At 66.7% G+C, this 11,606-nt stretch carries 11 protein-coding genes; 4 read left to right on the plus strand and 7 right to left on the minus strand.

The window, feature by feature from the left end; genetic code table 11:
• Together IAQ70_RS00730 and IAQ70_RS00735 are read left to right on the plus strand one after the other, a co-directional pair.
• On the plus strand, nucleotides 1-1,212 hold the full coding sequence (locus IAQ70_RS00730) for a glutathionylspermidine synthase family protein (RefSeq protein WP_190987383.1): 1,212 nt from the start codon (nucleotides 1-3) through the stop codon (nucleotides 1,210-1,212).
• A gap of 31 nt (nucleotides 1,213-1,243) precedes the next feature.
• Nucleotides 1,244-2,776 (plus strand): APC family permease, encoded by a 1,533-nt coding sequence (locus IAQ70_RS00735; protein WP_190987384.1) that lies wholly within the window; start codon nucleotides 1,244-1,246, stop codon nucleotides 2,774-2,776.
• 64 nt (nucleotides 2,777-2,840) lie between these two features.
• Here IAQ70_RS00735 and IAQ70_RS00740 read toward each other — a convergent pair whose 3' ends face one another.
• The 5 genes from IAQ70_RS00740 to IAQ70_RS00760 form a co-directional block, all read right to left on the minus strand.
• Complete coding sequence (locus tag IAQ70_RS00740) at nucleotides 2,841-4,169, minus strand: MFS transporter (RefSeq protein ID WP_190987385.1); 1,329 nt, start codon at nucleotides 4,167-4,169, stop codon at nucleotides 2,841-2,843.
• Entirely contained in the window at nucleotides 4,166-4,654 is a 489-nt protein-coding gene (locus IAQ70_RS00745) for a winged helix-turn-helix transcriptional regulator (protein WP_190987386.1), read from the minus strand. Before IAQ70_RS00745 ends, IAQ70_RS00740 begins: the two co-directional genes overlap by 4 nt.
• A gap of 67 nt (nucleotides 4,655-4,721) precedes the next feature.
• The gene (locus IAQ70_RS00750; protein ID WP_190987387.1) at nucleotides 4,722-5,885 is read right to left on the minus strand and encodes a cystathionine gamma-synthase; all 1,164 of its coding nucleotides are present in this window, start codon (nucleotides 5,883-5,885) and stop codon (nucleotides 4,722-4,724) included.
• Nucleotides 5,886-5,898: 13 nt separating this feature from the next.
• On the minus strand, nucleotides 5,899-7,284 hold the full coding sequence (locus IAQ70_RS00755; protein WP_190987388.1) for a cystathionine beta-synthase: 1,386 nt from the start codon (nucleotides 7,282-7,284) through the stop codon (nucleotides 5,899-5,901).
• 43 nt (nucleotides 7,285-7,327) lie between these two features.
• Nucleotides 7,328-7,720, minus strand: a complete 393-nt coding sequence (locus IAQ70_RS00760; protein WP_190987389.1) for a VOC family protein — start codon at nucleotides 7,718-7,720, stop codon at nucleotides 7,328-7,330.
• A gap of 130 nt (nucleotides 7,721-7,850) precedes the next feature.
• Here IAQ70_RS00760 and IAQ70_RS00765 point away from each other — a divergent pair, with 130 nt between their 5' ends.
• On the plus strand, nucleotides 7,851-8,846 hold the full coding sequence (locus tag IAQ70_RS00765) for a DNA-3-methyladenine glycosylase family protein (protein ID WP_190987390.1): 996 nt from the start codon (nucleotides 7,851-7,853) through the stop codon (nucleotides 8,844-8,846).
• A gap of 23 nt (nucleotides 8,847-8,869) precedes the next feature.
• On the opposite strand, the gene IAQ70_RS00770 is transcribed toward IAQ70_RS00765, so the two are convergent.
• On the minus strand, nucleotides 8,870-10,546 hold the full coding sequence (locus tag IAQ70_RS00770) for an AMP-binding protein (protein WP_190987391.1): 1,677 nt from the start codon (nucleotides 10,544-10,546) through the stop codon (nucleotides 8,870-8,872).
• Between the two features lie 113 nt (nucleotides 10,547-10,659).
• Here IAQ70_RS00770 and IAQ70_RS00775 point away from each other — a divergent pair, with 113 nt between their 5' ends.
• Complete coding sequence (locus IAQ70_RS00775) at nucleotides 10,660-10,938, plus strand: putative quinol monooxygenase (RefSeq protein WP_190987392.1); 279 nt, start codon at nucleotides 10,660-10,662, stop codon at nucleotides 10,936-10,938.
• 152 nt (nucleotides 10,939-11,090) lie between these two features.
• Here the strand turns inward: IAQ70_RS00775 and IAQ70_RS00780 are convergent, their stop codons facing one another.
• Nucleotides 11,091-11,519 carry a thioredoxin family protein gene (locus tag IAQ70_RS00780; protein ID WP_190987393.1) on the minus strand — a complete coding sequence of 143 codons (429 nt, stop codon included), beginning with the start codon at nucleotides 11,517-11,519 and terminating at the stop codon, nucleotides 11,091-11,093.
• Nucleotides 11,520-11,606 lie beyond the last annotated feature (87 nt).

Raw genomic sequence — 11,606 nt, forward strand, 5'->3', positions numbered from 1 at the left:
GTGAAGCGGTTGTTATCGGAACCCCGGCCCGGCTGGAAGCAGAAGATCGAAGAGCAGGGCCTGGTCTTCTCCACCACCACCATGCCCGACGGCCGGAAGATCGAATACTGGAACGAGTCCGCCTACTACGAATTCACCCTCGATGAGGTGGAGACGCTGGAGGTGACAGCCGAGGACATGCACAAGATGTGCCTCGAAGCGGCGAAGTTCCTGGCCACCGGCGCCATGGGGAATATCGGCATCGGCCCGCAGGCCCTGGAGCTCGCCGCCGAATCCCTGCAAGCCGGGGATATGGACATCTATGGGCGCTTCGACTTTATCTATGACGGCCGGGGCGGCCCGGCCAAAATGCTGGAGTACAACGCCGACACCCCCACGGGCCTGATCGAGGCCGCCGTCGCGCAGTGGTTCTGGCTGCAGGACGTGTTCCCGGAAAAGGACCAGTGGAACGGCATCCACGAGGCCCTGATCCGGCAGTGGAAGAAGATGCAGTACCGCACCGGGATGAGCACCCTCCACATCGCCCACTCCGAAGCGGAGGAATCGGGCGAGGACTGGATGACAGCCGCCTATATGCGTGATGCGGCCAGCCAGGCAGGCTGGACCACCATCGGCATCAACATGTCCGATATCGGCTGGGACCCCAACCTGAACAGGTTCGTGGACCTGGACAACTTCATGATCAGCACCATGTTCAAGCTCTACCCGTGGGAGCTGATGATGAAGGAGCCGTTCGGGCACCGGCTGCTGCAGCGGGCCCACAATCCGCGGTGGGTGGAGCCCGCGTGGAAGATGCTGCTTTCCAACAAGGCCCTGCTCGCGGCGCTCTGGCACCTGTACCCGGACCACCCCAACCTGCTGCCCGCCTACCTCAACGAGCCCGGGCCGCTGAAGGAGTGGGTGGCCAAGCCGCTGCACGGGCGCGAGGGCGACAGCATCAAGATCCATGCCCAGGGCATCAGCATGGAACAGCCCGGCGGCTACGGCCGCGAGGGCTGGTGCTACCAGCAGTTCCAGCCGCTGCCGGACTTCGACGGCAACCATCCGGTCCTGGGACTGTGGGTGGTGGACAGCGAGTCCGTGGGCTGCGGGATCCGGGAATCGGACGGCCCCATCACCGACTACTTCTGCCGTTTTGTGCCCAACACCATTGACGCTCCCGCCCCGCTTTCGGCGGCGGCCCACTCCAATAAGGCAGGTATCGCCCTATGAGCCCCCTGACACTTCCGAGCCCGGTGGCACGATGAGCGCGGAGACCACGACGGCGGGCGGCGGCTCCGGCGGGCCGTTCGGCAGTGCCGTCCCGGCCAAGGGGCTCCGTGCCGGAATCCTGGACCTCGGCGACTCGGTCATGCTGGGCCTGGCGTCCACGGCGCCTGTGTATTCGCTCGCAGCCACGCTGGGCCTGATCGTGGCCGTCAACGGGAACTACACTCCCCTGATCCTGATCCTCGGCTTCATCCCCGTCCTCTTCATCGCCTACGCGTTCCGCGAACTGAACAGCGCCATGCCTGACTGCGGCACCACGTTCACGTGGTCGCGCCGGGCATTCGGTCCCTGGGCCGGCTGGCTGGGCGGCTGGGGCGTGGCCCTGGCCGGCATCGTGGTTCTGGCCAACCTGGCGCAGGTGGCAGGGCAGTACCTGTGGCTCCTGATCGGCGACGGTTCGCTGGCCCAGAACAAGCTGGTGGTCACGGCCACCGGCGTGCTGTTTATTGTTTTTATGACCCTGGTGAACTACCGGGGCATCCGGCTCGGCGAGCACGTCCAGCGGGTCCTGACCTACGTGCAGTATGTCTCGCTGGGCATCTTCGCGCTGGCCATCATTGTGCGGATCGCGGGCGGCGCCCCCGAAGGCCAGGCGTTCGACCTCGAATGGTTCAACCCGGCGGGTGCCTTCGCCGATCCCGGTGCGGTGGTGCACGGATCGCTCCTGGCACTCTTCATTTACTGGGGCTGGGACACCTGCCTCGCGGTCAACGAGGAAACCGAGAACCCGTCCACCACCCCCGGCCGCGGGGCCGTCATTTCAGCCTTTGTGCTGGTGGCCATCTACGTCTCGGTGGCACTGCTGGTGATGATGTACGCCACCGTGGGCACCGAGGGCATTGGGCTGGGCAACGAGGCGAACCAAAGCGATGTGTTCCTGGCCATGAAGGACGTGGTGCTGGGTCCGTGGGGCTGGCTGATCATCGTGGCTGTCCTGGCCTCGGTCCTGTCATCCACGCAGACCACCATCCTGCCCACGGCCCGCGGCACGCTGTCGATGGGCGTGCACGGCGCGCTGCCGCCGAAATTCGGCGAAGTCCACCCCCGCAACCAGACCCCGGGATTCTCCACCCAGGTGATGGGCGCCGCCGCCGCGGCCTACTACGTGGCCATGAGCATCCTCAGCGAGAACTTGCTCTCCGATTCGATCAGTGCCATCAGCCTGTTCATCGCCTTCTACTATGCACTGACCGGCTTCGCGTGCTTCTGGTACTTCCGGGGCACGCTCCGCGGGTCGGCCCGCAACCTCTGGTTCCGGGGCATCCTCCCCCTCGTCGGCGCGCTGATCCTCACGGCGGCGTTCTTCATTTCGGCGGTCCAGATGTGGGATCCGGCCTACGGCGACACCCAGATCTTCGGCGTCGGCGGGGCCTTCATCAGCGGCGTGGTGCTCCTGGCCCTGGGCGTGGTGCTCGCCATCGTCTGCCGGTTCCTGCCGTCGACGCGGGGGTACTTCACGGGGAGGCCGACGGCGGCGGCCAGCACACCGCCGTCGTCCCCCAAGTAAGTAGCAGTAGATGTCGTTTTGAGGGGTCAAAACGACATCTACTGCTACCCAGTTGGGGAGGTGGCTAGGCGGCGGCCACCGGGACCGGTGCGGGGTCTTTGTCAGACTTGTCCTTGCGGATCGTTGCACTGATGACGGCGGCGATGGTGCACATGGCGGCCGCGCCGAACCAGGCGTAGGTGTATTCGCCGGTGGAATCCCGGATGGCACCGGCGCCGAGCGCAGCCGCGGCCGCACCAAGCTGGTGCGCAGCGAAGACCCAGCCGAACACCACACTGCCGTCCGCGCCGAACGTTTTCCGGCAGATTGCCGCGGTGGGCGGCACGGTGGCCACCCAGTCCAGGCCGTAGATCACGACAAACACGATCATGCTCGGCTGGACGGTGGCGCTCAGCAGCAGCGGCAGCACCAGCAGGCCGATCCCGCGGAACTGGTAGTACACGGCCAGCAGGACTTTGGGGTTGTAGCGGTCGGTCAGCCAACCGGAGGCGATGGTCCCCAGAATGTCGAAGATCCCGACGACGGCGAGCAGCCCGGCCGCGGTGGTTTGCGGCATGCCGTGGTCGTGCGCGGAGGGGATGAAGTGGGTGCCGATCAGGCCGTTGGTGGTGGCGCCGCAGATCGCAAAGCCTGCCACGAGCGCCCAGAATGTCCGCACTTTGCTGGCGCGTTTGAGGACCTGGAGCGCGCGCACGGCGGCGTTGCTGCTGCGTTCGCTGTCCGGTGCGGCTGCCGCGGCAGCGGACGCGGCCGCTTCCTCCTCAGGTTCCGTTTCACCGTAAGGCAAGGCGCCGACGTCGGCCGGTGAGTTCTTGAGGAACTTCAGCACCAGCGGAACCACCGCCAGCGCGCCGGCGGCGATCAGCAGCGAGGCCTGCCGCCAGCCTGGATCCTGGGCCAGCATGGCGATGAACGGCAGGAACACGAGCTGGCCCGCGGCACTCCCGGCAGTAAGGATCCCGATCACCAGGCCCCGGCTCTTGGCAAACCACGTGTTGGCGATGGTGGCGGCGAAGACGAGGGCCATGGAACCCGTGCCCAGCCCGATCAGCAGGCCCCAGGTCAGGAGGATCTGCCAGGACTGGCTGACCAGGACCGTGAGCGCGCTGCCGGCGCCGATCATCACCAAGGCCGTGGCGGTGACGGCCCGTATGCCGAACCGTTCCATCAGGGCGGCGGCGAAAGGGGCGGTCAGGCCAAACAGCACCAGGTTGATGCTCACGGCGGCAGAGAGGACGGTGGTGGACCAGCCGAACTCCTGCTGCAGCGGCACCATGAGCACCCCCGGGGCGGCCCGGAACCCGGCGGCCCCCACGAGGGCCAGGAAGGCGACCGCGGCAACAACCCAGGCAGGGTGGATCCGCCGCCGGCGGGCGGTTTCGGTGGCGCTCATGCGGCGGTGGCCAGTTGCATAGGCGCGTCCGTCCGGGTGAGGCTGTGCCAGCTGGTGTTGGCGGCCGTGAGCTGTTCCCCGCACGCGGTGCAGGTGTCCGCGGAGCCGGTGCGCTGGCCGCAGCCGGAATGGATCACGAACATGTGGGCCTGCTCGGAGGGTGCGGGCAGGTGCTTTTCGGACCAGATGGCCACGGCATTGAGGACAGGGAGGGCGTCCTCCCCCTTGGGCGTCAGGACGTACTCCTGACGGGGGCGGCCGCCGTCGTCGTACGCCTTTTTGGTCAGCAGCCCGGACTCCACGAGCCCCGCCAGGCGCTTGGTGAGCACGGAGTCAGCCACCGCCAGCCGGGACTTCATGGCGTCGAAGCGCCCGTTGCCAAAGAAAACCTCGCGGAGCACCAGCACGGTCCACGGGTCGCCCAGGATGTCGAGGCCGCGTGCCATGCTGCAGGTGCGTTGGGACCAGTCGGATCGGAGTGCCATAAAGGCACCCTAGCTAACTTTCTTGAAGAAAGCCAGGGTGCCTTTTAGGTGAATCGACTCGGCAGGTTTACTTCAGGAACGTGAAGGCCTGCTCCAGGTCCGCGATGAGGTCCTCCACGTCTTCGATGCCGCAGGAGAGCCGGATCAGGTTGACGGGAACCGCCAGCTCCGTGCCCTTGACCGACGCGTGGGTCATCTCGGACGGGTAGTTCATCAGCGATTCGATGCCGCCCAGGGACTCAGCCAGGGTGAACACCGACGTGTTTTCCGCGACCGTGCGGGCTGCCGCTTCGCCGCCCTTGAACTGCACGGAGACCATGCCGCCGAACTTCTTCATCTGCTTCTTCGCGAGCTCGTGGCCGGGGTGCGAGGGCAGGCCCGGGTACAGCACGGCCTCCACCTCGGGACGCTCCAGCAGCCATTCGGCCACGGCCTGGCCGTTGTCGCTGTGCCGGTCCATGCGCACGCCGAGCGTCTTCAGCCCGCGCGTGGTGAGAAACGCGTCCATCGGGCCGGACACTGCCCCCACGGCGAACTGGACAAAGCCGATCTTCTCCGCGAGCTCCGCATCGTTGACCACAACCGCGCCGCCCACCACATCGGAGTGGCCGCCGATGTACTTGGTGGTGGAGTGAACCACTACGTCGGCACCCAGGGCGAGCGGGGTCTGCAGGTAGGGCGACGCGAAGGTGTTGTCCACCACGAGGAGGGCCCCGGCGTCGTGCGCGATGGTGGCGAGCGCCTCGATGTCGGTGATCTTCATCAGCGGATTGGAGGGGGTCTCCACCCAGACGAAGCGGGTCTTGTTCGCGGCCACCGCAGTGCGCACGGCATCCAGGTCCGCCATGTCCACGGGGGTGTTGCCGATCCCCCACTCGCCAAGCACGCGGCTGATGAGCCGGTACGTGCCGCCGTAGGCGTCGTTGCCGAGCACGATGTGGTCGCCGGGCCGGGTCAGCGCCCGGATCAGCGAGTCCTCCGCCGCGAGGCCGGAACTGAAGGAGTAGGCGTGGGTGCCGCCTTCCAGCGCCGCGAGCTGCTCCTGCAGGGCGTCACGGGTGGGGTTGGTGCCGCGGCCGTATTCGTAGCCGTCGCGGAGACCGCCGATGCCGTCCTGGGCATAGGTGGAGCTGAAGTGCACCGGGGGAACCACGGCGCCGGTGCGGGGCTCGAAGGCCTGGCCGGCGTGGACGGCGCGGGTGTTGAAGCCCTGGTTTTCAGAAACAGACATTGAGTTCCTTTGGCTAGTTGCTGAGGTAGGCGAGCAGGTCGTGGCGGGTGAGGATTCCCACGGGCGCGCCGACGAAGGTCACCATCACGGTGTCCACGTCGGAGAGCAGCTCGCGGGCAGCGGAGATGGTCTCCAGCGAGCCGATGACCGGCAGCCGCTCCCCCATGTGTTCGGAGATCTTGTCCGTCAGCTTGGCCTCGCCCCGGAACAGCTTGCTGGTCAGGGTGCGCTCGTCCACCGCGCCGAGGACCTCGCCCATCACCACGGGCGGTTCCTGCGAGAGGACGGGGATGTGGCTGACGCCGAACTCGTTCATGATGTTGATGACATCGCGGACGGTCTCGTTCGGGTGGATGTGCACCAGGTCGGGCAGTTCGCCGTTCTTGGTCTTGATGACCTCGCCGACGGACGCTTCTTCGCCGCCGGACAGGAAGCCGTAGGAGCGCATCCACTGGTCGTTGAAGATCTTGGCCAGGTAGCCTCGGCCGGAGTCGGGGAGGATAACCACCATCACGGCGCTTTCGGGGAGGTCGCGGGCGGCCTTCAGTGCTGCCACCACGGCCATGCCGGAGGAGCCGCCCACCAGCAGCCCTTCCTCGCGGGCCAGCCTGCGGGTCATCTCGAACGAGTCGGCGTCGGTGACGGCAATGACGTCATCCGGCACGGACTTGTCGTAGTTGTCCGGCCACATGTCCTCGCCGACGCCTTCAACAAAGTACGGGCGCCCGGTGCCGCCCGAGTAGACCGAACCTTCGGGGTCCGCCCCGATGACCTTGACCCGGCCGCCGTCGGCCTCGGGACGGTCCGCGGAGACCTCCTTGAGATACCGGCCGGTGCCGGTGATGGTGCCGCCGGTGCCGGCGCCGATCACGCAGTGCGTCACCCGGCCGTCCGTGTCCCGCCAGATTTCCGGGCCGGTGGTCTCGTAATGGCTGCCCGGCGCGGCCGGATTGGAGAACTGGTCCGGCTTGTAGGCGCCGGGGATTTCGGTGACGAGCCGGTCCGAGACGCTGTAGTAGCTCTGCGGGCTGTCGGGAGCCACGGACGTGGGCGTGACAACAACCTCCGCGCCGTAGGCCTGAAGCACGGCGCGCTTGTCCTCGCCCACCTTGTCCGGCACCACAAAGATGCACTTGTAGCCCTTTTGCTGGGCCACAAGCGCCAGCCCCACGCCGGTGTTGCCCGACGTGGGCTCGACGATGGTCCCGCCGGGCAGGAGCTTGCCGGTCCGTTCGGCCTCTTCGATCATCTTCACCGCGATGCGGTCCTTGATGGAGCCGCCGGGATTGATGTATTCCAGCTTGACCAGGACTGTGGCTTTGATGCCTTCCGTCACGTGGTTGAGCTTGATGAGCGGCGTGTTTCCGATGAGGTCCAGGACGGACTGCGCGTACTTCATAGGTACAAAGTTACCGCCTGCTGCGGCCTGCCCTTTCCGGGCGTCAGTTGCCCGCCGCGGAATCCGTCTGCCAGAGGCCCATGATGTTGCCTTCAGTGTCCGTGAAATAGGCGTACCAGCCCATCCCGGGAACGGCGGCCTTGGCCTGGGCCACCGAACCCCCGGCGGACTCGACCTGCGCCAGGGCCGCGTCAACGTCCTCCACATCGATGGTGATGATGGGGGTTTTGAGGCTGTCCGTGCGCGGGAACAAGGCCCCGTTGATCGCTCCGGGAGCGCTCGGCATGCCGGTCTTTTCATCCGACGGAGTGGTGATGGCGCTGGTGTAGTCCATCCCCTGCATGGGGATCAGGTTCCAGCCAAACGCGCTTTGATAGAAGGTGTTGGCGCGTTCTTTGTCACCGGTGGGGATCTCGAAATGCACAACTCCAGCCACTGCATGCTCCTTTGAATGCGGGGGAAAGCGCGGACGCCCCGCGCCACAGTTGGAGTCTAGCCCCGGCGTCCGCGGCCCGTAAGGGGGCTCCGGAACGCGCGTTGTCGGCGCACCGTGGGACGATGAAGACATGACCATAGCTGACGTTCCCGCCCGGCTGGCCGCCGCCGCGGACGCGTCGCTCCGCTGGCACCCTGATGGCCCCTACAGCCTGCAGCAGACGCTCGGCACCCTCCTGCGGGGCACCGGGGATCCCTCGTTTTCGTTCCGCCCGGACGGACTGTGGACTGCCTTTACGACGCCGGACGGCCCGGTCACGCTGCGCCTTTCCGCTGCTGCGGGTTCGGGAGCGGGCGGAGCCTTTGAAGGCGCCGTCGATGCCCAGGCATGGGGCCCCGGATCCGCTGCCGGACTCGCCGGCGTGCCGCGGCTCCTGGGCGCCGGCGACGACTGGACGGCCTTCGACGAGCCCGCTTTCCATGCCACGCTCCCCCGGATGGTCCGGGACGCCCGACGCCGGAACCCGGCTGTCCGCCTGCCCTCCACCGGGCGCGTGGTTGACTGCCTCGTGCCCACCATCCTGGAGCAGAAGGTCACCGTCATCGAGGCCCGGCGCGGCTACCGCTACCTGATGTACCGCTTCGGGTCCCCGGCGCCGGCGGCAGGTCTGTCCGCACCCGAGGGGCTCCGCGTCCAGCCCACCCCGGAGCAGTGGCTGCGCATCCCCTCCTGGGAGTGGCACCAGGCCGGAGTTGGCCCCCAGCGCTCGGCGACGGTCATGCGGGCGCTGCGCTCCGCCGTCGCGCTTGAACGGCTGGCCGCCCTCCCCGCCCTGGAGGCAGCAGAGAAGCTGCAGGTCATTCCCGGCATCGGGATCTGGACCGCGGCCGAGGTGGTGCAGCGGACCCACGGCTGCCCGGACTCCATCGCCGTGGGCGACTATCACCTCGCGGCCTATGTGGGAGCCGCATTGACCGGCCGGCGGACAGATGATGCCGGAATGCTGGCGCTGCTGGAGCCGTGGAAAGGGCACCGCCAGCGGGTGGTCCGCATGATCGGCTTGAGCGGCTTCCGCAAACCTACGTTCGGGCCGCGGATGACCATCCAGGACCACCGCCGGCACTGACCTTCTTTTCAAGCAACGGTGGGTCAGAGCCCCAGGCGGGCCACGGCTTCCTCGCGCATCTCCACCTTGCGGATCTTCCCTGAGACGGTCATCGGGAAGCTTTCGCGGACATCCACGTAGCGCGGGATTTTGTAGTGTGCCAGCTTGCCCTGGCAGAATTCGGCGACGGCGGCCGCGTCCAGGGGTTCAGCGCCCGGCTTCAGGATGATGCAGGCCATCAGTTCCTCGCCGTACCTTGCATCCGGGACGCCGATCACCTGCACGTCCTGGATGGCGGGGTGGGTGTACAGGAACTCCTCGATCTCGCGCGGGTAGACGTTTTCACCCCCGCGGATCACCATGTCCTTGATCCGGCCTTCGATCACCACGTAGCCATCCTCATCCATCCGGGCAAGGTCACCGGTATGCATCCAGCCGTCGGCGTCGATGGCTTCGGCGGTTTTGTCCAGCTGGTCCCAGTAGCCCTTCATCACGGCGTACCCGCGGGTGCACAGCTCGCCGATCTGTCCGCGCTCCAGGACCTCCCCGGAGCCGGGGTCGATGACCTGGTTTTCGAGCAGGGGCATGGTTCGGCCCACGGTTTCCGTCCGCTGCTGCAGGGTGTCGCCGTCGCGCGTCATGGTCGAAACCGGCGAGGTCTCGGTCATGCCGTAGCAGATGGCCACGTCCACCATGTGCATCTCGGAAATGACCCTGTTCATCACCTCGATGGGACACAGCGAACCCGCCATCACGCCGGTCCGCAGCGTGGAGAGGTCGTAAGAGGTGAAGTCCGGCAGCGCCAGTTCGGCGATGAACATGGTGGGCACCCCATACAGCGATGTGCCGCCGAAGTCCTGCACAGCCTCCAGCGCGGCAGCCGGGGTGAAGCCGCGTCCCGGAATGATGGTGGCGGCGCCGTGGCTGAGGGCGGCCAGGTTCCCGATCACCATCCCGAAGCAGTGGTAGAACGGCACCGGGATCACCACCCGGTCATGCTCCGTGTAGCCCAGCAGTTCGCCAATGGAGAAGCCGTTGTTCAGGATGTTGTGGTGCGTCAGCGTGGCACCCTTGGGGAAGCCGGTGGTCCCGGAGGTGTACTGCAGGTTGATGGGATCGTGCGGGCCGAGTTCCGCCATCCGCTCCCTGAGTCCGGAATGGCCGACGGCGTCAGCCCGCTTGAGCAGCTCGGCGTACGTCAGCTCTGCCTCACTTTGGGGGTCGCCGGCGTCGAGCCCGTCGGCATCGGCGGCCGGCAGGAACACGAGTTCCTGCAGGTCCGGGCAGGCGGCCAGCGCCTGGCGGGCCATGCCCACATAGTCGCTGGTCCGGTCCGACGGCGCCGTGACCAGCATCCGCATGCCGTTTTGCTTCACCACAAACTCGAGTTCGTGACTGCGGTAGGCCGGGTTCACATTCACCAGGATGGCGCCGGCCTTGGCCGTGGCGTACTGCAGAAGGGTCCATTCGGCGCAGTTCGGGCTCCAGATGCCGACGCGGTCACCCTTGGCGACGCCCGAGGCGAGGAGTGCGCGCGCGAGGCGATCGACGTCGTCGTTCATTTTCGTGTAGCTCCACCGGCGGGCGTCCCCGCCGGGAACCGCCGCGGCCTCGATCAGCGCGTCGTGGAAGGGAAACCGGGACACCACCCGCTCGAAGTTCTGTCCGATGGTTTCCTCAAGGAGCGGAACGTCAGTGTCCCCGGCTGTGTAGGCGCGCATGGTGGCACGCTACCAACTGACCCCGGGCAATGAAAGCGTAAGGGAGCGCAACAGGAGGGTGTCCGCGCGTCAACCGGCCAGGATGCCGTCCGGGGGCCGGTATTGTGAAATCCATGAGTGCACCGATCGACCTGCAGGCAACGTTCATCCCCAACGACGGCGAGTTCTTCCGTGTGAAGCTCGCACTGGAAATCGCCATCGACGAGGTGGTGAGCGAGCCTGGCTGCCTGCGTTATGAGCTGACCGAGGCCAGCGAAGAGAAGCTGGTCCTGACGGAACAGTGGGCGTCCGAGGAAGACCTGGCGAAGCACTCCAAGGGCATCGCCCTGCAGGACCTGAACGAATCCCTGAGCGCGCTGCTGGCCGAGCCCGTGAAGATCGAACGCTCTTAATCTCTTTCCGCTTAACCATCGACTGCTCCGCAAACGCCGTTTTGAACGTTCAAAACGGCGAGGGCCCACGCCGGCAGGGTTCCCTGGCCGAGCTTGCGAGGCTAGGGAGCCGGTGGGGATCAGTCGATGTTGTTAAAGAGGAACGGGGCGGCTTAGAGGTCGGGGATCTGGGTGCCGTCCTGGGGACCCGCTGGCTGGCTGCTGGCAGCCGCCGCGGCTTCCGCCTGCGAGCGCGCCACGTGGGCGTGGACCTCGTCCATGTCCAGGGCCTTCACCGCGTCAACAACCTGCTCCAGCTGCTGGGCGTTCAGCGCACCGGGCTGGGAGAAGACCAGGACCTTTTCGCGGAAGGCCATCAGCGTGGGGATGGACGTGATGCCGGCCTCGGCCGCGAGCTGCTGCTCGGCCTCGGTGTCCACCTTGGTGAACAGGACGTCGGAGTGCTTCTCCGACACGGCGCTGTATGTGGGCCCGAACTGCTTGCACGGACCGCACCATTCAGCCCAGAAATCCACCAGGACAATGTCGTTGCCTTCGATGGTCGATGCGAACTGTTCACCTGTGATGTCTAAGGTAGCCATGGTTCCAACGGTACGCGAGCCACGGGCGGATGTCCCCGCCGGAGGCGCCCTGTTCGCTGCCCGCGTCATCGGGAATATCCGCGACGC

This window comes from Pseudarthrobacter sulfonivorans (genome assembly GCF_014712225.1).
Lineage (GTDB): Bacteria > Actinomycetota > Actinomycetes > Actinomycetales > Micrococcaceae > Arthrobacter > Arthrobacter sulfonivorans.

Coding starts and splice junctions, on each gene's coding strand:
- IAQ70_RS00735 (WP_190987384.1), top strand. CDS start 1,244: ATGAGCGCGGAGACCACGACGGCGGGCGGCGGCTCCGGCGGGCCGTTC.
- IAQ70_RS00740 (WP_190987385.1), bottom strand. CDS start 4,169: ATGAGCGCCACCGAAACCGCCCGCCGGCGGCGGATCCACCCTGCCTGG.
- IAQ70_RS00745 (WP_190987386.1), bottom strand. CDS start 4,654: ATGGCACTCCGATCCGACTGGTCCCAACGCACCTGCAGCATGGCACGC.
- IAQ70_RS00750 (WP_190987387.1), bottom strand. CDS start 5,885: ATGTCTGTTTCTGAAAACCAGGGCTTCAACACCCGCGCCGTCCACGCC.
- IAQ70_RS00755 (WP_190987388.1), bottom strand. CDS start 7,284: ATGAAGTACGCGCAGTCCGTCCTGGACCTCATCGGAAACACGCCGCTC.
- IAQ70_RS00765 (WP_190987390.1), top strand. CDS start 7,851: ATGACCATAGCTGACGTTCCCGCCCGGCTGGCCGCCGCCGCGGACGCG.
- IAQ70_RS00770 (WP_190987391.1), bottom strand. CDS start 10,546: ATGCGCGCCTACACAGCCGGGGACACTGACGTTCCGCTCCTTGAGGAA.
- IAQ70_RS00775 (WP_190987392.1), top strand. CDS start 10,660: ATGAGTGCACCGATCGACCTGCAGGCAACGTTCATCCCCAACGACGGC.
- IAQ70_RS00780 (WP_190987393.1), bottom strand. CDS start 11,519: ATGGCTACCTTAGACATCACAGGTGAACAGTTCGCATCGACCATCGAA.